This is a genomic window from Acidovorax facilis, from assembly GCF_050626955.1.
Lineage (GTDB): Bacteria > Pseudomonadota > Gammaproteobacteria > Burkholderiales > Burkholderiaceae_C > Acidovorax > Acidovorax facilis.
In genome coordinates this window covers 304,764-324,409 of the sequence record NZ_CP192460.1, presented here as the reverse complement: position 1 = coordinate 324,409, position 19,646 = coordinate 304,764, and the positions used below count along the sequence as shown (strand labels likewise).

Sequence of the window (19,646 nt, the reverse complement as noted above, 5' to 3'; positions counted from 1 at the left end):
CAAGACCCGCACCAACAGGCATATTGGCAGGCCACAGGCCCGCCGGTTCAAGGCAGACCTGTGGTGCACATGCATGCTGTCTAGGCCTCTGCGGTTGCCGCGATGCGGGCGTAGTGCTGAATGAGGCTCAGCAGTTCTTCGTCGGAGTAAGGCTTGCCCAGGTAATGGTTAACGCCCAGCTCCATCGCATGCTCGCGGTGCTTTTCAGCGATGCGCGACGTGATCATGATGATGGGCAGATCGCGCAGCGCACCGTCTGCACGGATGTTCCGCGCCAGGTCGAACCCGTCCATGCGTGGCATTTCGATGTCGGACAGCACAACGGTGGGGCGCTCTTCCTGCAGACGCTCCAGCGCTTGCAAGCCATCGGCCGCGAGCGCCACACGGTAGCCTTCGCGCTGCAGCAAACGCTGCGTAACCCGGCGCACCGTGATCGAATCGTCCACCACCAGAACCAGAGGCACCTGGCTGGGGCCCGCCAATTGGGGCGAGACGACCGACTTGCCCGCACCCGAAGAGCCATCGGCCTCCAGCACTGAAGGCAGACCGGCGCTGGCGGCACGCACCTGGTCGCCATACACCGTCGCCAGCGCCACGGGGTTGTAGATCAGCACCACAGCACCCGATGCCAGCACCGACATGCCGGCCAAGCCAGGCAAACGGGACAGCTGCGGACCCAGGTTCTTCACCACGACTTCCTGGTTGCCCAGAACTTCGTCCACGTGCATGGCGATGCGCTGCGATGCGCTGCGGAAGATCACCACAGGGCGCGTCTTTCCAGCAGGCTCGTTGCTGCGGGAAGAAGCCTGCAGGAGCGCTCCAGCCCAGAAGAAAGGCAGTTGCTCCATGCCGTCATCAAAATGGCCCGTGCGGTATGCAACCTCCAGGTCTGCCGCAGACGTGCGCCGAACGATCTCGACCACGTTGGCCGGCACGCCGATCGCGAGGTCACCCGCGCGCAGCATCACCACCTGCGTCACCGCCGTGGTCAAGGGAAGGACCATGCGGAAGGCCGCGCCCTTGCCAGCTTCTGTCGAGGTCTCGATCCGACCGCCCAGTGCATTGATCTCGGCACGCACCACGTCCATGCCAATACCACGCCCTGCCAAGCCGGTCACCTCGGAAGCCGTGGAGAACCCGGGCATGAAAATCAGGTTGGCAGCTTCGGCATCGCTCAACTCGGTATCGGGCGCCACAATGCCCTGCGCCAACGCCTTTTCACGGATACGGGGCAGGTTCAGTCCGGCACCGTCATCCCGGAACTCCACCGACACGTCGTTGCCTTCGTGGTGCAACTCCACAGTGATCGTGCCCGATGCAGGCTTGCCTGCGGCCGTGCGCACCTGCGGATCTTCAATGCCATGGGCCACGCAGTTGCGCAACAGATGCTCGAACGCGGGGGTCATGCGGTCCAGCACACCACGGTCCATCTCAATGGAGCCGCCGGTGATGTCGAGCTTGATCTGCTTGTTGGTTTCCTTGGAGGCCTGGCGCACCACGGCATACAGACGTTCAGCAATGCCTTCGAACTCCACCATGCGGGTGCGCAGCAAGTCGCGCTGCAGCTCCCGCGCCTGGCGGCCTTGGGCAATCAGGTCGTCTTCCGCACCTTCCATCGCGCGCTGCAGGTTGCGCTGCACGGTGGCCACGTCGTTCACCGACTCGGCCATCATGCGTGTGAGCTCCTGCACACGGGTAAAGCGGTCAAACTCCAGCGGATCAAAGCCCGCCGCCGAGTCCTTCGACAGGGCCAGGCGAGACTGCATCTGCGACTCAGCTTGCAGCTCGATGTCCCGCAATTGCTGGCGCAGACGGTCCAAATTGCCCGACAGGTCAGTCAGCGAGCTGCGGAACTGACCCAGCCGCACATCCAGGCGCGAGCGGCTGATCATCACCTCACCCGCCTGATTGACCAACCGGTCCAGCAACTGGGCACGCACACGCACCGACTGGTTAGCAGCAACACGCAAAGGCGCGAGCTGCGAAGGACCAGGCAGGCGCACCGCTGGAGCAGAGGACACGGCAGACGCGGGTGCTGCTGCTGGCACTGGAGCTGATGGGGCCTCGGAGGCTTCAGGCTGGCTGCGCGGTGTTTCAACGGGCAGAGAAACCACCGTATCGGCGGGCCCCTGGCCAATCGCACGCAGCGCATCAAAGTTCGCCTGGATGCCGTCAAAACTACCCTGCAAAGGCTCGATTTGATCGGATGTCACCGTCTCAGCGTCAAGCTGCTCGATGGCGGATTCCAGCCGGTGGGCCATCTCACCAAGGCGCATGGCACCTGCCAAGCGCGAACTTCCCTTGAGGGTGTGCAACGCACGCAGCACTTCACTGCGGGCACCAAGGTTGTCGGGACGCGAGGCCCATTGGCGCAGCGCACCACCAAGCTGTGGCAACAGCTCGGCAGCCTCTTCCTCAAAGATCGGGAACAGATCCGGGTCGATAACGTCAATCGCATCGATATCGTCGTCCACATCCGAGCCAAGCGCCACAGCATGGGCGATCGCATCATCAATACGCTGATCGTGGTCGTGGATGACGGCCGACAAAGCAGGGGCCACATGCCCTTTGGGGCCCACAACAGCCGCAGGCTCCGGCATGGCTTGCAGGTCCGGCTCGGGTTCGGCAGGTGGCAGTGGCTGCACCACTTCTGCTTCCACCGGAGCAGTCTGGTCCTGCACCGACAACAACTCGTCTGCAGCCTCCTCTTCAGGCGGTGACAAGGTGTTGTCCACCTCGGTTTGCAGGATCTGGCGCAGCTGCTCCAGCACCTCCTGACTTGGTTCCTTGAGGAAACCTGCCGCAAACTGGTGCAGCAAACGACGGATGTCTTCCGCCGCTGCCATGAAGGCCTGGGCCTGCTCCTGTGTGCCGCCAGACTGCAGCGTCACGTGTTGAAGCGCGTGTTCGAGCACCCTGGCCATCTCTGACAGGGCATTGAACCCCACCGTGGCCGAGCTGCCCGCCAACGAGTGCGCCAATGCCACGGCCATATCGGGCAGAGGCTCGTGCAGCTCCAGCGACCATTCCTGCAGGCAGGTCACCAATCGGCGCGACCACTCGTCGGCCTCGTTCAGATAAACGTTATAGAGCGGGATGCCAATGCGCAGGGTGTCAATGACCTTCACCGCGTCATCGCTGGCGCTGTCTTCCGACTCCTGCGGCACGGCCTCGATGGCCTGCGGCACTTCAGAGGCAGCCTCAAAGGCCACAGCCTCTGCGGCTTCTACGACTTCGGCCGGCACATCCTGACCCACAGATTCCGACTCATCGGCACTAAGCAGGAGGGGCTCGGGATCTGTCCCGCTCGGCACTTGATGGGATTCGACTTCATCGAGCGACTCGACAGGCAGAACAAAGGCCCCATCCTCTGCAGGTTCGTCGGGCACCACAGGTGCCTGCGACAGAGCACCCACCTCGGGAGCGGTCGCGACAGGTTCCAGGTCTGGGAGTTCGAGATCCAGAACAAAGTCGACACTGGAGGGGGCGATAGCTTCAGGAGCAGCAGGCGCCTCATTGAGCGCAGCGGCGAACACGGAGAAATCGATCTCCTCGGCCACCTCGGGGGCTGGAGCAATCGCCTCTGCCGGCAGTTCGGGCACATGGTCGAAAATTTCGGTGGCTTCGAAGTCCGGCATCGCCAGCTCTTCTTCCAGGACCTTCGGAACCTCTGCAACCGTTGGCGCGGGCACCTCAGGAGGCAGGTCATCCAGCACAGCCACCTCAGGCTCAAGCGCCACTTCAGCCAGGACCGGGGCTTCTCCGTCGGCAGACGGCACCACCAGCGGCAACAGGGTTCCGTCCAGGCGCATGGCATCCGCAGATTGCCGGAACGCGTCCGGTTGCCAGCCAGAGGCTTGGCCCACCGCAATGTCGTCCGCCCAGCGGCTGAAGGCCCGCAACGCGTCGGAAGAAAGCTGTAGCAAACCAGGGTGCATGGGCTTTTGCTCAGCCAGCCAGGCATTGAGCAACTGCTCCATCGACCAGGCGGCCTCACCAAAATCGTTCAGCCCCACCATCCGCGAACTGCCCTTGAGCGTGTGAAAGGCACGCCGCAGCGTGGTCTGCTCACTCAGGTTGCCCGGATCATCCTTCAGCACCTCGATCGCAGCCAGACCATTGACTACCACCTCGCGCGCCTCTTCCAGGAAGACCTCCAGCAATTCGTCCTCGACCTCAGGCACCTGCGCAGGGGCTGGTGCGGGCGCTGCCGCAGCCAGGGGCAAGGGCGCCGGCTCGCTGCCTGCTACAGCGGGCAGATCGAACGAAATATCAGGGGCCAGTGAATCCGCCTCTACGGGAGCCAATGGCTCAGCGGCGGCCGCTGCGGGCATGTCAGGCAACGAAGGCAGCGAACCGAAATCGGTCGGCTCGCTGAGCGGCTCCTGCACAGGAAAACGCGGCACCACGTCAGGCAGGGGAACGGCCGACCGCTCCTCCAGCTTGGCAGGAGTCTCTTCCAAAGCGTCCGAGGCACGCGGCCGACTCTTGCCCGTGAGAATGCGCAACTCGCCCAGTTCCTCGTCATACACAAACAGCTTGCGCGCCATGGTGCGCTGGTAGCTGAGCATGTCGATCAGAAAGCCCAGGGCGCCCAAGCTGTTGCCCAGTTTCTCGAACACGCCCTGGCGGTCCGACGCGGGGACTTCATTGATGAGCAAACGCTCCACCATGTCGCGCATGCGAACCACGGCGAGCGATGCCTGGTCCAGCCCCAGCACCGACAGCACGCCGCGCATTTGGGCAAGATGCCCCGGTACGGTTGCCAGGACTGCAGTGTCCTGCGGGCTGCGGAAGAACTGGTCCAGCGCCTTTTCCGCCTCGCCGAGCGTGGAGCGCAATTCGTCCACCACACTACCCATGGTCTGGTTGTCGCTGACCCTGCGGTACAGCTCTTCCATCCATTGCTCGAGAGGTTCTGGCTCAGCGCCCGCCCCCACCGCATCCAGGCGCTCTGCCAGTCGGCCCGCGCGGATTTCCATCTGATTGCCGTCCGCATCCAGCTCTTCAAAGGCTGCTTGCAGATACAAGACCGAGGTGGCTACTTCCATGGCCAGCGCGGCCGAAGGAGGTTCACCCGAGCGGGTGGTGGATTCCAGCGCGCGGGTCAGCGCCTGAGCGAGGCTTTCGCTACCGGGGTGCAGCTTGCGCAGCGAGTCGCAGACCAGACTGAATTGGTCCGCCGCTGGCTTGAGCTTGTTGCGGTCGCCGCCCGCCAGGGCAGACCAGGTTTCCGTGGCAGCAGCTATTCGCTTGCGTGCCTGCGCCAGCATGGCAGGATCAAACCTGCCAAAACGGGCTGCTTCATAGTCCACCGGCTTGAACCGATCAAGGGCAAAAGCCTGCCGGACCGCCTGCAAAGACGGAGCAGCACTGTCATTGGATTCGGCTGGCTTGGCCTGCGAACAGAAGAACAGCAGATCCTGAACCAAGCGGTCTGCAATCGTCGTGTCACCCTTGGCAAGGGTGGAGTACTGCATCAGCACGCGGGATGCCACACGCTTGACGTAGACGTCCGCAGGCAAAAGGCCGGAGCCGAAAGCCTCAAAAAAGCCTGCGCATATCTTCCAGAAAGCGCGGGACTGGCGGTCTTGCTGGGATGCCACAAATCCCAGGCAGGTATCCCGCAAACTCAACGAAGCCCTGAGATCGCCGGATTTGACGATTCTTAGAACTGCCGCATCCAGGCGAGCACGCGCCTCAGGCCCGTAGGGCAGCGGCGTGGCTACAACAGCCCCCTCGGGCTCGCGAAACCGGCGTTCCACGGGCCACAGATCGGCCGGATGGACACGGTCGGCACCTGCCAGGGCCTGGGCATCGCGGTACTGGGGAAACAACGCGACAGGCGACGCTGCCTTGCCAGCCAGAACGGTTTCCAGGTATTCGATCAGCGCAAAGCTTGCACGCTCAATCACTGCGGCAGCATCGTCGCTGCAGGTCTCAGGCCGTTGAACGAACTTCTGGACTGCCGACTCCATGGCGCGCAGGACCAAAGCTGGAGGGCCCATGCCCACCATTTCCAGCGCACCACACGCTTGGTGCAACTGCTGGCGAGCGATGCGCAGTGGGCCTGCGTCCAGCGCTGCAAGATCCGACTCGCGTGCGGCTTCTGCATCTCGCACAAAACGGCGCATGGCCTTGACAGCGCCATCCAGAGATTTGCGCAGTTCGTCAAGCACCCACGCCAAAGGACCCAGGTCCTGATCCCCCTGGGTCCCATCCGCGGCCGGTGCATTGTTGACATCAATAGATGACATGGATTCGTCCCCGGCTGCTATGAGCCAGCTGGTTGATGACTACAGCGTCAGGCAATCTTGAACCGTGCCACCGATTGGCGCAGTTCCTCAGCCATGTGCGACAGCTCGCGCACCTGCTGCGCTGTGGTACGGGTACCTTCACCCGTCTGCTCGGTCACCGCAAAAATGTGCTGGATGTTGTCGGCCACTTCGTTGGCCAAAACGGCTTCCCGCGAAGTTGAAGACGAAATCTGCTCAATCAGTTCGGCGAGGCGACGCGACACGCGGTCAATCTCGGTCAGCGCGGTACCGGCGCTGTCAGACAGGCGGGCCCCTTCCACCACACCCTGCGTGGAACGCTCCATAGCGGCCACGGCATCCTGGGTGTCGGTCTGAATCGCCTTCACCAGCGCAGAAATCTGGCGCGTCGCATCAGCGGAACGTTCGGCCAGTCGCTGCACTTCTTCCGCCACCACCGAGAAGCCACGACCGGCTTCACCAGCGGATGCGGCCTGAATGGCTGCGTTCAGAGCCAGCACGTTCGTCTGTTCGGTAATGTCAGAGATCAGCTCCGTGATTTCACCGATCTCCTGCGACGATTCGCCCAGTCGCTTGATGCGCTTGGAGGTGTCCTGGATCTGGTCACGGATGGAGTTCATACCGCCGATGGCGTTTTGCACGGCCTGCAGACCGGAGTCAGCCGCTTGCAGCGACTGGCGGGCCACCGTGGCGGATTCTTGCGCCTGTGTAGACACCTCGTTAATGCGGGTCGCCATGTCGAGCACCGAGCGGCCGGTTTCGCGAATTTCGCGCAGTTGCTCGGTCGATGCTGCCAGCAGTTCGGTGGAGGTGTTGTCCACCTGCGCCGTCGTTTGTGCCACGCGGGTCGCCGTGTTCTGCACGCTGCCTACCAGTTGGCGCAACTCTTCCACCGTGTAGTTCACCGAGTCGGCAATGGCGCCCGTGATGTCTTCCGTCACCGTGGCTTCTTGCGTCAAGTCACCCTCAGCGACCGATTGCAGTTCGTTCATCAAACGCAAAATGGCAGCCTGGTTGGCGTCGTTGACGCGCTTGGCTTCTTGCTCCTGACGCTTGGCGTCCTTCTGCTGCATTTCAGCAGCCGCCTGGCGGCCACGGCTGTCGAGCAGCTGAACACGAGAAATGCCCACACCGCAAAAGATCACAAACAAACCAGCAAGCGCAAGAGCTGCCAGTTGGCCGCCACCCACACCCGTCTGGGCCGACAGTTTGGTTTGCAGTCCTTCGAGCTGACGGCGCAGAGGCTCACTGTCAGCAATGATGGCGGACTGCGCTTCACGGGCCGACACCAGACCTTGCAGGTTACCCAGAATGGCGCTGGCCTGGGTGCGGGTCTGCTCATAGAGCTTCACCAGAGCTTCCAGCTGTTCGCGGGTCTGGGCATCCTTGGTGGCAGCCAGACGCAGTTCAGGACTGCCATCCAGCAGGCCTTGGGCGATTTCCTTGAACGAATTCAAGTCCTTGCCCAGCAGGAACACAGCCTCAGGACTCACGCCTTCCATGGTCTGGAATTCGTTGGCGGACTTGCCGATACGCTGGGTCAACATCACCAGCTGGCCAGCCGCAGAAATCTCAGCGGCCGGGGCGTTTTGCTGCAGCTTCAGGGACGACACAGTTTCTGCGATTTCGAGCAGGTCCGAGGACTGGCGGTTGATGGTGCGCAGAGCATCGCCCACCTGGGTCAGGATCTTCTGCTGACCCATCACCACGCTGGCATTGCGCTCGGCACGTTCCATGAGCGGGTTCACGGCGTCCAGATCGGGCTTGTAGGGCTCGCCCAGGGATTCCACGCCAAGTTCGCCATCACCCGCGTTGAGGGCACGCACATTGCGCGCCAGCACGCCGGAGCTTTCCACCACGTCCGGGAAGGCCTGGGGACTACCCACCAGGGCCTGAGATACGGACTTGGCGAGACGCTGTGATTGCATCAGGGACTGGCCGGTAGCCGCAAGCTGCTGAGCTGATCTGTCTGCCTGCTGCAGCACCCAGAAGGCAATCAACGCGAGAACCGCCACGCCGATACCAAGCAGCGCGAGCAATCGACGCTGGTGAGCGGCGGCCGTGGCACGCCCCAGCACCGGCAGTGCGATCAGGTCTTCCTCTGCGTCCGATGCGGCCAGTTCCGGCGAATAACCATCTGGATCGCCCTGCACGCTGTTCATCGCTTCAGCCTGGTAGGTGTCGCGCAGCTGCGCACCATCCAGCGAACCCGTGGCAAGAAGATCCTGCCCGTCGTCGGCGGCGCCGGCAGTCGCGCCGGTTTCCGGCGTGGCAGGTTTCCGGTTGAACAGTTTTCCAAATTGATTGACGACGGACATGGTGCAGCCTTACAGAAAAACTCAAGCACTGATGCTCAGGAAAGCGGGATGTTGGGACAGGATCTGCAAGTTCAGCTCCTGCCAGCGTGTGCCGCTGGAATCGATATAGGTGGTGCCAAAGAACGCGGGCGAATCCTCGGCGGGCGGCTCAGAAGACACAAATGCATCGGTCCCACGCAGGCCTGCAAGGCGATCCACCAGCAACGCTGCATTGACCTCCAGGGCGGCATTGAAGGCCAGCAGGCTGGCTTCGGACAAGGCCTGCTCCGTGCGCGGAGCGGCTGAACCCAGAAGGCCTGCCAGATCCACCACGCCGACCAGCCCGCCGCGCAGGTTGGCCACACCCAGAAACCACCGCTGGGTGTAGGGCACCGCCTGGATCGAGACCCAGGGAAAGATCTCCCCCGACTGACCCAGTGGCAGCAAGTAAAAACTCCCGGCCGACTCGACAGCCAGCCAGGATGAAACAGAGGACCCTTCGGTTCTTGCAGCCTGAAGGCGGCTGGCAAGTCGGGTCTGGAGCTCTCGCAGGGCTTCGCGGTTGGCCATGAACGCGCCGCAGCCTTAGTTCAGAGCGTCAATTTTGGCCTGCAGTTCAGCGGGATCCACGGGCTTGGTGATATAGCCGCGCGCACCCTGCCGCATCCCCCAGACGCGATCCGTTTCCTGGTTCTTGCTGGTGCACATGATGATGGGCACATCGGCGTACAGCGGGTCGCGGGTGATGGCACGTGTGAGCTGGAAGCCGTTTTGGCCGGGCATGACAACGTCCATGAGGATCAGGTCGGGCTTTTCCTCCGCCAGACGGCGGAAAGCCTCATCGGCATTTTCTGCGGTGCGTACCTGCATGCCTTTTTTCTGAAGCAGGTCGGTCAAAAACATCAACTCGGTCTTCGAGTCGTCGACGACCAATACTTTCTGGATGGGCATTACATCGCTCCTTGTTGGGCATTGCCAAATTGCTGCACGGCTTGCAGCAACTGGTCTTTGGTAAACGGTTTGGTGAGATATTCTTGGCAGCCGACCATGCGCCCGCGCGCTTTGTCGAATACACCATCCTTGGAGGACAGCATCACCACCGGAGTATCTGCAAAACGGGCATTGCGCTTGATGATGGCGCAGGTCTGGTACCCGTCGAGCTTGGGCATGAGGATGTCGCAGAAAATCAGCTGAGGCTGGTAATCATTGACTTTGGCCAAAGCATCAAAGCCGTCGTCGGCCAACAAGACTTCGTGCCCCCCCTGCTTGAGAAAAATCTCGGCGCTTCGACGGATGGTGTTGCTGTCATCCACCACGAGCACTTTGAAAGATGCGCCTGTTGTAGTCAATTGTTACTGCTCCTGATGGAGAAAAAAACAACGCAGCAGCACATGATGCTGGTGCGCCTCAAATCTGAACCATCTCGAAGTCTTCCTTGCGGGCCCCACACTCGGGGCAGGTCCAGTTCATCGGAACCTGATCCCATGGTGTATTGGGTGCAATGCCGTGCTCAGGTGAACCCTCTGCTTCGTCATAAATCCAACCGCAAATCAAACACATCCAAGTTTTAGAGTCGATCACAGCTTAAAGGGCCTTCACATAGAATGCAACGATTGTATCTAGTCATCTCCGTGGGCTGCGGCTTCGGTGCCACCCCTCAAGCAGGATCTGGTCCATGACCATCAAAGCATCCCCTCCCCCCCCCGAAAGCATAGATATTGAAGATGACGGTTTGGAGGACGCAAGCCCTGCATGCGTGCTCGTCTTCAATGCCAGCGACCCCAGCGGCGCTGGCGGACTGACAGCCGACATCACCACCATTGCCTCCGTGGGCGGGCATCCGATTGCCGTGGTCACAGGCGCCTATGCCCGCGACACGGCGCAGATTTTCGACCACTTCAGCTTTGACGACGAGGCGGTGGCCGAGCAGGCCCGGGCCGTGCTGGAAGACCTGCCGGTCCAGGCCATCAAGGTCGGTTTCGTGGGCAGTCCGGAGAACATCAGCACCATCGCCGAGATAACCACAGACTATGATGAAGTCCCGGTGATAGCGTACATGCCCAACCTGTCCTGGTGGCGCGATGAGCTGATCGACGAGTACCTGGATGCCTTCCGCGAATTGTTGTTACCGCAGACCTCGGTGTTGGTTGGAAACCACAGCACCCTGTGGCGCTGGCTGTTGCCCGACTGGACCAGCGACCGCAGCCCCACAGCCCGCGACATTGCCCGGGCCGCCTCCGAAATGGGCGTGCCCTATACCCTGGTCACCGGCATTCCCCTGCCCGAGCAGTTTGTCGAGAACGTGCTGGCCTCCCCCCAGACCGTGCTGGGCAGTGGCAAGTTCGAACTGTTCGACGCCACTTTCTCCGGCGCGGGCGATACCTTGTCGGCCGCCCTCACAGCCCTGGTGGCCAGCGGCAACGACCTGGGCGAAGCCACCAGCGAAGCTCTGGGCTACCTCGACCGCTGCCTGGATGCCGGCTTTCGCCCCGGCATGGGGCATATCGTGCCCGACCGCATGTTCTGGGCCCAGCCCGACGATGACGAGGCCGATGGTGACGAAGAAGAACTCCCGATTGACGAAGCACAGGCCCTCGAAGGCTTTGTGATGCCCCCCCATGACACCAAGCACTGATCTCAATATCCCCCTGTTCGAACGCGCCAAGGCGCTGATCCCCGGCGGCGTGAATTCGCCCGTGCGGGCCTTCAAGGCCGTGGGCGGCACGCCGCGTTTTGTGAAGCGCGCCAAAGGCGCCTACTTCTGGGACGCCAACGACCAGCGTTTCATCGACTACATCGGCTCCTGGGGCCCGATGATCCTGGGCCACGGCCACCCCGCTGTGCTCGAAGCCGTGCAGAGCGCAGCGCTCGAAGGCTTCAGCTTTGGCGCACCGACCGAACGCGAGGTGGAGCTGGCCGAGGAAATCCTGAGCCTCGTGCCGTCGATGGAAATGATCCGCCTAGTCAGCTCGGGTACCGAAGCGGGCATGAGCGCCATCCGCCTGGCCCGTGGCGCCACAGGCCGCAGCAAGTTCATCAAGTTCGAAGGCTGCTACCACGGCCATGCCGATTCGCTGCTGGTCAAGGCCGGATCGGGCCTCGCCACGTTTGGCAACGCCACCAGCGCGGGCGTGCCGCCCGAGGTGGTGCAGCACACCCTGGTGCTCGAGTACAACAATGTCGCTCAGCTCGAAGAGGCCTTTGCCCTGCACGGCAAGGAACTGGCCTGCGTGATGATCGAGCCCATCGCGGGCAATATGAACCTGGTGCGCGCCAGTGTGCCCTTCATGCGCCGCTGCCGCGAGCTGTGCACCGAATACGGCGCGCTGCTGGTGCTGGATGAGGTGATGACGGGCTTCCGTGTGGCCCTGGGCAGCGCGCAGAGCGTGTACGCCAAGAGCATCCCCGGCTTCAAACCCGACATCACGGTGCTGGGCAAGGTCATTGGCGGTGGTATGCCGCTGGCAGCCTTTGGTGGCCCGCGCGCCATCATGGAAAACCTCGCACCGTTGGGCGCCGTGTACCAAGCAGGCACGCTGTCGGGCAACCCTGTGGCCACGGCCTGCGGGCTGGCCACGCTGCGCGAGATCAAGAAGCCGGGCTTCTTCGACGCACTGTCGGCCACCACACGCTCCCTGGTTGATGGCCTCGCCGCTGCGGCGGCGGCTGAAGGCGTGCCCTTCAGCACCGACAGCGAAGGCGGCATGTTCGGCTTCTTCCTGATGCCCGAGCTACCCCAGAACTACGCCCAGGTGCTCAAGACCGACAGCGCGCGTTTCAACCAGCTGTTCCACGGCCTGCTTGATCGCGGTATCTATATTGCACCTGCGCTGTACGAGGCCGGTTTTGTCAGCGCCGCCCACACACCCGAAGACATTGCCGCCACCGTGGCTGCCGCGCGCGCAGTGTTCAAAGAGCTATCAAAATAATAGCTACCAGCGCTTTACCACCAAGCGCTAGAGGCTTTTTTTATTGATATTTTTTTGTAGCAGGGGGCGCAGCGCCCTCGCTTCACGCGGCCGTCATGCAATGCGGGCAGGCTCGGGTGTTTTACCCCACACCACCCGCGCCATGGCACACAAACCCCTCGTCTCTACCTCCCACCCTTTCCGCGACGCTGCGCAGGCCGATGCCGGGCGGCGGCGCTTCGTGCGCCAGCTCGGCATCGCTGCAGCCGCGCTGGGCACCCTGCCGCTGGCGGCCTGCGGCGGCGGCGATGACGATGCGCCTGCCGTGCAGTTTGCACACGGCATCGCCAGCGGCGACCCGCTGGCCGACCGCGTGATGCTGTGGACACGGGTGACCCCACCCGCTGGCCACACCAGCGATATCCCTGTCGAATGGGAACTTGCCACAGACAGCAACTTCACCTCCATCGCTGCCCAAGGCAAGACCACGGCGCTGGCCAGCAAGGACTTCACCGTCAAGGTCGATGCCACCGGGCTCAAGGCGGCCACTGCGTACTACTACCGCTTTCGTGCGTACGCTGCCCACACCGCCACCGGCCGCACGCGCACCCTGCCCACCGGCAGCGTGGCGCAGGTCAAGCTGGCCGTGTTTTTGTGCGCCAACTACCCCGCCGGCTACTTCAATGTGTATGCCGACGCGGCCCGCCGCAATGACCTGGATGCCACCGTCCACCTGGGCGACTACGTCTATGAATATGCCCGGGGTGGATATGCGTCAGCCAACGCAGGCGCGTTGGGGCGCCTGTCGCAGCCTGCCCACGAGATCCTGAGCCTTGCCGACTACCGCCAGCGCCACGCCCAATACAAAACCGACTCCGACCTGCAGGACCTGCACGCAGCCGCCCCCATGATCGCCGTGTGGGACGACCACGAGATCACCAACGACACCTGGAGCAACGGCGCAGAAAACCACCAGAGCGCCACCGAAGGCAGTTTCAGCGCGCGCAAAGCCGCGGCCATGCAGGCGTACCACGAGTGGATGCCCACCCGCAACGTGCAGCCCGAGCTGATCTACCGCAGCTTTGCATTCGGCAACCTGGTGGCGCTGCACATGCTCGACACCCGCGTGGTGGCACGCGATGAGCAGCTCGACTACGGCCAGTTTTTCACCGCCACCGGCTTTGACGCCGCCGCGTTCACCGCCGCCGTGGGTAGCACTAGTCGCCAGCTGCTGGGCACCACGCAGACACAGTGGCTTCAGCAGCAGATGGCCACATCCAGCGCTACCTGGCAGGTGCTGGGGCAGCAGGTGCTGATGGGTCGCATGAACATTCCCGCGCCCATCCTGATGGAAACGCTGCAACCCGGCGCAGGCGTCACCGTCAGCCAGTACGCGGCCCTGGTGGGACGCGCGCAGACAGCGCCCGCCAGCCTCACACCGGCCGAGCAGGCCATCCTGGCGCAGCCCTCCATTCCCTACAACCTGGACGCCTGGGACGGCTACCAGGTGGCACGCGAGACGGTGCTGGCCACCTCGCGCAGCCTGGGCAAGAACCTGGTGGTGCTGTCGGGCGACACCCACAACGCCTGGGCCAACGAGCTGCGGGACATGAGCGGCAATGCCGTGGGTGTGGAATTTGCCACCTCGTCCGTCACCTCGCCGGGGTTTGAGGAATACCTGCCGAACGAAAACCCCGCCACACTGGCCGGTGCGCTGCAGCAGCTCATCGCGCCGCTGAAGTACTGCGATACCTCGCGCCGTGGCTACATGGTGCTGACTGCCACCGCCACGGAGTGCCGCGCCGACTGGGTGTACGTGAGCACCATCACCAGCCGCAACTACACGGCCAGCACCGACAAATCTCTGAAGGTGCTGGCGGGCGCGGCGGGCACGGGGCACATTGTCGCGGCATAAGCTCAGGCTTACAGCAGCCCGCGCAACTCGCGGGCGGCCTCCTGCAGCAGTGGCAGCATGTCGCGCTGCAGACTGCTTTCATCCACCTGCTTGGGCGACGCCACCACATTGAGCGCCGCCACCGTGTCGCCCTGCAGATTGCGCAGGGGCACGGCCAGCGCGTGCACGCCCAGTTCGTGCTCTTCCACCGCCAGGCAATAGTCATCGCGCCGCACCTTGGCAACCACCTGCCGCAGCGGGCCGACCTGGGTGATGGTGTGGGGCGTGAGGCGGTGCAGTGAGCAGGCCTTGAGCCACGCAGTGAGTTGCGCAGGAGGCAATGCCGCCAGCAGCACGCGCCCCGTGGACGTGGGGTGCGCCGGCAGCCGTGCCCCCAGGTGCAGGCCATAGGCCAGCACGCGCGACGGCGCGCCGTACACCCCGCTGCGCGCCACGATCACCACCTCGCTGCCATCCAGCACCACGGCCGAAAACGACTGCTGCGTCTGCGCCGCCAGCCGGTTGAGCGTGGGCTGCAGCACACGCGGCAGGCGGGCCGAGGCCAGGTAGCTGCCTGAAAACCGCAGCACCTTGGGCGCCAGCCAGAAGTAGCTGCCATCCGTCTCCAGATAACCCAGGTGCGCCAGCGTGAGCAGGTGCCGCCGCGCCGCCGCGCGCGTGAGGCCGGTGCGCTGCGCAGCCAGCGTGGCATTGAGCCGCTGGCGCTCGGTGTCAAAACTCTCCAGCACCGCCATGCCCTTGGCCATGCCTTCGATGAAATCTGCCTTGGCGATGGGTACGGTGGTCATGGTTTGCCTGGGGCGCCTGGGGTCGGTCGCCTGGTCGAAGACTGGAGGTGAGCCGAGGCTATGGAAGATTGCGCGATGATCGCACATCAGATTCATCAATCGCACGATAGCGGCGTGGGCCGGGCTTCAATTGACATGGATCAACCTACGCTTGGCCCTGTTCCTTTACCGCTTTCTAACGCCTTTGTGAGGTTGTCCACCATGCGTACCCAGGTTGCCATCATCGGCGCAGGCCCCGCCGGTCTGCTGCTCGGCCAGTTGCTCTACAAATCCGGCATTGACGCCGTCATCATCGAACAGCGCAGCCCCGACTACGTGCTGGGCCGCATCCGTGCCGGCGTGCTGGAGCAGGTCAGCATGGACCTGCTGGACAAGGCCGGTGTCGGGGCCCGTGCCCATGCCGAAGGGCTGCCCCACGATGGCATCGAGCTGCTGTTCAAGGGGCAGCGCCACCGCATCGACCTGCACGAGCTGACCGGCGGCAGCCGCGTCACGGTGTACGGCCAGACCGAAGTGACGCGCGACCTGATGGACGCGCGCGCGGCAGAAGGCTTGACCACCGTGTACGACGCGCAGAACGTACAAGTGCACGACTTCGAAGGCCAAAGCCCCCGCGTGACCTACCAGAAGGACGGCCAGACGCACGAGTTGGCCTGTGACTTCATCGCAGGCTGCGACGGCTACCACGGCGTGTGCCGCGCCAGCGCCCCGGCCGACCTGCTCAAGACCTACGAACGCGTCTACCCCTTTGGCTGGCTGGGTGTGCTGGCCGATGTGCCGCCCGTCTCGCACGAACTGATTTACGCCAACACCGAGCGCGGCTTTGCGCTGTGCAGCATGCGCAGCGCCACCCGCAGCCGCTACTACGTGCAGGTGCCCAACACCGACAAGATCGAGAACTGGACCATCGACCAGTTCTGGGCCGAGCTGGGCAATCGCCTGGACCCTGAGGCACGTGCCAATCTGGTCACCGGCCCGGCGCTGGAGATGAGCATTGCCCCGCTGCGCAGCTTTGTGGCCGAGCCCATGCGGTTTGGCCGCATGTTCCTGGCGGGCGACGCGGCCCACATCGTGCCGCCCACGGGCGCCAAGGGCCTGAACCTGGCGGCAAGCGACGTGGGTTACCTGTGGACCGCGCTCACCGAGTTCTACACAGAGAAATCCGCCGTGGGCATCGACACCTACTCCGACCGCTGCCTGCGCCGCGTGTGGCGCGCCGAGCGCTTCTCGTGGTGGTTCACCTCGCTGATGCACCGCTTTCCCGAGACGGGCGAGTTCGGCCAGAAGATCCAGGAGGCCGAGCTGGACTACCTGGTGAACTCACGCGCTGCTTCGGTGTCGCTGGCCGAGAACTATGTGGGACTGCCGATGAATTTCGGCACCTGAACCTCATCTTCATCCTGACAGAGGGCATAAAAAAAGCGGCTTCCTTGGAAGCCGCTTTTTGCTGGATGACCGCCGGTCGAATCAATGGCGGAAGTGGCGCACGCCACTGAACACCATGGCTACGCCGCGCTCGTTGGCGGCGTCAATCACTTCGTTGTCGCGCATGGAACCACCGGGCTGAATGACGCAGGTGGCGCCTGCATCGACCACCACATCGAGGCCGTCGCGGAAGGGGAAGAAGGCGTCACTGGCTACGACCGTGCCTTGCAAGGTCAGGCCTGCGTGGCCCGCCTTGATGCTGGCGATGCGGGCCGAGTCCAGGCGGCTCATCTGGCCCGCACCCACGCCCATGGTCATGCCACCCTTGCAGAACACGATGGCATTGCTCTTGACGTACTTGGCCACCTTCCAGGCGAACAGCAGGTCTTCCATTTCTTCCAGCGTGGGCTGCTTCTGGGTCACGACCTTGAGGTCGATGAGCGACAGCTCGTGGTTGTCGGCGGTCTGCAGCAGCAGGCCCGAGCCGATGCGCTTGGCGTCCATGGCGTTGCGGCCGCGTTCCCAGTCGGTCTTGCCACCATGCGCGGGCAGTGCAATCTTGAGCAGGCGCACATTGGCCTTGGCCTTGAAGATCTCCAGCGCCTCGGCCGTGAAGTCGGGGGCCATCAGCACTTCGACAAACTGCTTGCTCACCTGCTGGGCGGCCGGGCCGTCCACCACGCGGTTGAACGCGATGATGCCGCCGAAAGCGCTGGTGGGGTCGGTCTGGAAGGCCTTGCTGTAGGCGCTCAGCGCGTCCAGGCCCACGGCCACGCCACAGGGGTTGGCGTGCTTGACGATCACGCAGGCGGCGGCGTCAAAGCTCTTCACGCATTCCCAGGCGGCATCGGCATCGGCGATGTTGTTGTAACTCAGCTCCTTGCCCTGCAATTGCACGCCGGTGACCAGCGAGCCAGGCGCGGGGTACAGGTCGCGGTACAGCGCGGCTTGCTGGTGGCTGTTTTCACCGTAGCGCAGGTCTTGTACCTTGGTGAAGATGCCGTTGCTCTGGCCGGGGAACTGGGTGCGCGTGGGCACGTAGGTTTCCGACAGTTTTTCTTCTTCGAACGTGACGGACGAGAGGTAGTCGCTGATGGCGCCGTCGTACTGGGCGATGCGATTGAACGCAGCCACCGACAGCGAAAAACGCAGCTTGTCGCTGAGCTTGCCACCGGCCTTCAGCTCGGCCAGCACGGCCTCGTACTGGTCGGCCGAGGTGATCACGCCGACGTCCTTCCAGTTCTTGGCAGCGCTGCGCACCATGGCGGGGCCGCCGATGTCGATGTTCTCGATGGCGTCGGCCAGCGTGCAACCGGCCTTGGCCACGGTGGCTTCAAAGGGGTAGAGGTTGACCACCAGCAGGTCGATGGTGTCGATGCCGTGTTCCTTCAGCGCGGCCATGTGTTGTGGGACATCGCGGCGCGCCAGGAGGCCGCCGTGCACCTTGGGGTGCAGCGTCTTCACGCGGCCGTCGAGCATCTCGGGGAACTGGGTGACCTCGGCCACTTCGGTCACGGGCAGGCCTTTGTCGGCCAGCAGCTTGGCGGTGCCACCGGTGGACAGGAGCTTGATGCCTAGCGCGTGCAGCGCTTGGGCGAATTCGACGATGCCGGTCTTGTCGGAGACGGAAAGAAGTGCGTTCATGGTGTGGGAGGGGAGAGTTTGAATAAAAACAGGCTCTAGCGCTTATCCATCAGGCGCAAAAAGCTACAAATTAAATAGCAAATAACACAATGACGTCAGAGCAGCTTGTGCTCGACGAGCTTTTTGCGCAGCGTGTTGCGGTTCAAGCCCAGCCATTCGGCCGCGCGGGACTGGTTGTTGTCGGCTTGCTGCATCACGACTTCCAGCAGCGGCCTTTCGACCACACGCACCAGCATGTCGTACATGCCATCGGGCGTCTCGCCGCCCAGGTCGCGAAAGTAGCCCTGCAGGCTCTCGCGCACGCATTCTTCTATGTGTTTCTTGCTCATGCAGCCAATCCCTCTTGTTCTTCTGGTTCTGCGTCCAAGCCCGTGGCGGCAGGCAGCCGGTCCATCTGTTGCCCGAGGGCGTCCAGGTGGTCGGCCACGGCCTGCCACTGCGTAGTGCAGTCTTCGATGGTGTTGATGTGTTGCCTGAAGGCCTCGCCGCCCGGCAGCGCGCGCAGGTACCAGGCAATGTGCTTGCGCGCACTGCGCACCCCGGTCAGCTCGCCATACAGGCTGTAGTGGTCTTGCAGGTGGTCCAGCAGCAGGCGGCGCACCTCGGCCACCAGCGGTGGTGCCAGGTGTTCGCCCGTGGCCAGAAAGTGGCCGATCTCGCGGAAGATCCATGGTCGGCCCTGTGCGGCGCGGCCGATCATGATCGCGTCGGCCCCGGTGGCGGCCAGCACATCGCGCGCCTTCTCGGGCGAAGTGATGTCGCCATTGGCCACCACGGGCACCTTCACCGCCGCCTTGACGGCTGCGATGGTGTCGTATTCCGCGTGGCCCTTGTAGCCCTGCTCACGCGTTCGGCCATGCACGGTCAGCATCTGGATGCCGACGGCCTCGAACTGCCGCGCGAGTTGCACGGCGTTCTTGTGCTCCTGGCACCAGCCGGTGCGCATCTTCAGCGTGACGGGCACGTTGAAGGGCGCGCAGGCCTCGACCACGGCAGCGGCAATTTCCACCGCGAGTGCTTCGTTCTGCATCAGCGCAGAACCCGCCCATTTGTTGCAGACCTTCTTGGCCGGACAACCCATGTTGATGTCGATGATCTGCGCGCCGCGTTCCACGTTGTAGACCGCAGCCTCAGCCATCATCGGCGCATCGGTGCCGGCGATCTGCACGGCAATGGGGCCCGGCTCCCCTTCATGGTTGGCCCGGCGCGAGGTCTTGAGACTGTTCCACAAGTCCTTGCGCGAGGTCACCATCTCGCTCACCGCATAGCCCGCACCCAGCGCCTTGCACAGCTGGCGGAACGGCCGGTCGGTGACGCCCGCCATCGGAGCGACGAACAACCGGTTCGCCAAAGGAATGTGGCCGATGTGCATGGGCGGGGTGGGATAGGGAGGC

The 19,646-nt window shown here is 63.4% G+C and carries 14 protein-coding genes; 4 read left to right on the top strand and 10 right to left on the bottom strand.

The window, feature by feature from the left end; translation table 11 throughout:
* Positions 1-80: 80 nt before the first annotated feature.
* From ACQ4MJ_RS01450 to ACQ4MJ_RS01425, 6 genes are read right to left on the bottom strand one after another with little or no spacing between them, the layout of a single operon-like run.
* Entirely contained in the window at positions 81-6,257 is a 6,177-nt protein-coding gene (locus ACQ4MJ_RS01450; protein ID WP_431150600.1) for an Hpt domain-containing protein, read from the bottom strand.
* 47 nt (positions 6,258-6,304) lie between these two features.
* Positions 6,305-8,593: a methyl-accepting chemotaxis protein gene (locus tag ACQ4MJ_RS01445; RefSeq protein WP_055393361.1), complete on the bottom strand. Its 2,289-nt coding sequence runs from the start codon at positions 8,591-8,593 to the stop codon at positions 6,305-6,307.
* Positions 8,594-8,614: 21 nt separating this feature from the next.
* Positions 8,615-9,142, bottom strand: a complete 528-nt coding sequence (locus tag ACQ4MJ_RS01440; protein ID WP_055393363.1) for a chemotaxis protein CheW — start codon at positions 9,140-9,142, stop codon at positions 8,615-8,617.
* A 15-nt stretch (positions 9,143-9,157) separates the two neighbouring features.
* Positions 9,158-9,523, bottom strand: a complete 366-nt coding sequence (locus tag ACQ4MJ_RS01435; protein ID WP_010459520.1) for a response regulator — start codon at positions 9,521-9,523, stop codon at positions 9,158-9,160.
* Positions 9,523-9,921 (bottom strand): response regulator, encoded by a 399-nt coding sequence (locus tag ACQ4MJ_RS01430; protein ID WP_034692846.1) that lies wholly within the window; start codon positions 9,919-9,921, stop codon positions 9,523-9,525. Before ACQ4MJ_RS01430 ends, ACQ4MJ_RS01435 begins: the two co-directional genes overlap by 1 nt.
* Positions 9,922-9,979: 58 nt before the next feature.
* On the bottom strand, positions 9,980-10,153 hold the full coding sequence (locus ACQ4MJ_RS01425; protein ID WP_008903269.1) for a rubredoxin: 174 nt from the start codon (positions 10,151-10,153) through the stop codon (positions 9,980-9,982).
* Positions 10,154-10,247: 94 nt separating this feature from the next.
* Between ACQ4MJ_RS01425 and thiD the strand changes: the two genes are divergently transcribed.
* From thiD to ACQ4MJ_RS01410, 3 genes are all read left to right on the top strand, one after another.
* On the top strand, positions 10,248-11,207 hold the full coding sequence (thiD, locus tag ACQ4MJ_RS01420) for a bifunctional hydroxymethylpyrimidine kinase/phosphomethylpyrimidine kinase (protein WP_218301742.1): 960 nt from the start codon (positions 10,248-10,250) through the stop codon (positions 11,205-11,207).
* A complete protein-coding gene (gene hemL, locus ACQ4MJ_RS01415; RefSeq protein ID WP_431150606.1) occupies positions 11,191-12,501 on the top strand; it encodes a glutamate-1-semialdehyde 2,1-aminomutase in 1,311 nt (436 codons plus the stop codon). The genes thiD and hemL overlap by 17 nt, the downstream gene beginning before the upstream one ends.
* A 142-nt stretch (positions 12,502-12,643) precedes the next feature.
* Entirely contained in the window at positions 12,644-14,395 is a 1,752-nt protein-coding gene (locus tag ACQ4MJ_RS01410) for an alkaline phosphatase D family protein (protein ID WP_431150609.1), read from the top strand.
* Positions 14,396-14,403: 8 nt separating this feature from the next.
* Here the strand turns inward: ACQ4MJ_RS01410 and ACQ4MJ_RS01405 are convergent, their stop codons facing one another.
* Positions 14,404-15,183 (bottom strand): IclR family transcriptional regulator domain-containing protein, encoded by a 780-nt coding sequence (locus ACQ4MJ_RS01405; RefSeq protein ID WP_121505510.1) that lies wholly within the window; start codon positions 15,181-15,183, stop codon positions 14,404-14,406.
* A 201-nt stretch (positions 15,184-15,384) separates the two neighbouring features.
* On the opposite strand from ACQ4MJ_RS01405, the gene pobA reads away from it, so the two are divergent.
* The gene (pobA, locus tag ACQ4MJ_RS01400; RefSeq protein WP_431150613.1) at positions 15,385-16,569 is read left to right on the top strand and encodes a 4-hydroxybenzoate 3-monooxygenase; all 1,185 of its coding nucleotides are present in this window, start codon (positions 15,385-15,387) and stop codon (positions 16,567-16,569) included.
* A gap of 81 nt (positions 16,570-16,650) precedes the next feature.
* Here pobA and purH read toward each other — a convergent pair whose 3' ends face one another.
* From purH to dusB, 3 genes are all read right to left on the bottom strand, one after another.
* A complete protein-coding gene (gene purH / locus ACQ4MJ_RS01395) occupies positions 16,651-18,252 on the bottom strand; it encodes a bifunctional phosphoribosylaminoimidazolecarboxamide formyltransferase/IMP cyclohydrolase (RefSeq protein WP_431150616.1) in 1,602 nt (533 codons plus the stop codon).
* A gap of 95 nt (positions 18,253-18,347) precedes the next feature.
* The gene (locus tag ACQ4MJ_RS01390) at positions 18,348-18,581 is read right to left on the bottom strand and encodes a Fis family transcriptional regulator (protein WP_015015597.1); all 234 of its coding nucleotides are present in this window, start codon (positions 18,579-18,581) and stop codon (positions 18,348-18,350) included.
* Entirely contained in the window at positions 18,578-19,624 is a 1,047-nt protein-coding gene (gene dusB / locus ACQ4MJ_RS01385; protein WP_426305073.1) for a tRNA dihydrouridine synthase DusB, read from the bottom strand. Before dusB ends, ACQ4MJ_RS01390 begins: the two co-directional genes overlap by 4 nt.
* Positions 19,625-19,646: the final 22 nt, after the last annotated feature.

Coding starts and splice junctions, on each gene's coding strand:
- ACQ4MJ_RS01450 (WP_431150600.1), bottom strand. CDS start 6,257: ATGTCATCTATTGATGTCAACAATGCACCGGCCGCGGATGGGACCCAG.
- ACQ4MJ_RS01445 (WP_055393361.1), bottom strand. CDS start 8,593: ATGTCCGTCGTCAATCAATTTGGAAAACTGTTCAACCGGAAACCTGCC.
- ACQ4MJ_RS01440 (WP_055393363.1), bottom strand. CDS start 9,142: ATGGCCAACCGCGAAGCCCTGCGAGAGCTCCAGACCCGACTTGCCAGC.
- ACQ4MJ_RS01435 (WP_010459520.1), bottom strand. CDS start 9,523: ATGCCCATCCAGAAAGTATTGGTCGTCGACGACTCGAAGACCGAGTTG.
- thiD (WP_218301742.1), top strand. CDS start 10,248: ATGACCATCAAAGCATCCCCTCCCCCCCCCGAAAGCATAGATATTGAA.
- hemL (WP_431150606.1), top strand. CDS start 11,191: ATGACACCAAGCACTGATCTCAATATCCCCCTGTTCGAACGCGCCAAG.
- ACQ4MJ_RS01410 (WP_431150609.1), top strand. CDS start 12,644: ATGGCACACAAACCCCTCGTCTCTACCTCCCACCCTTTCCGCGACGCT.
- ACQ4MJ_RS01405 (WP_121505510.1), bottom strand. CDS start 15,183: ATGACCACCGTACCCATCGCCAAGGCAGATTTCATCGAAGGCATGGCC.
- pobA (WP_431150613.1), top strand. CDS start 15,385: ATGCGTACCCAGGTTGCCATCATCGGCGCAGGCCCCGCCGGTCTGCTG.
- purH (WP_431150616.1), bottom strand. CDS start 18,252: ATGAACGCACTTCTTTCCGTCTCCGACAAGACCGGCATCGTCGAATTC.
- ACQ4MJ_RS01390 (WP_015015597.1), bottom strand. CDS start 18,581: ATGAGCAAGAAACACATAGAAGAATGCGTGCGCGAGAGCCTGCAGGGC.
- dusB (WP_426305073.1), bottom strand. CDS start 19,624: ATGCACATCGGCCACATTCCTTTGGCGAACCGGTTGTTCGTCGCTCCG.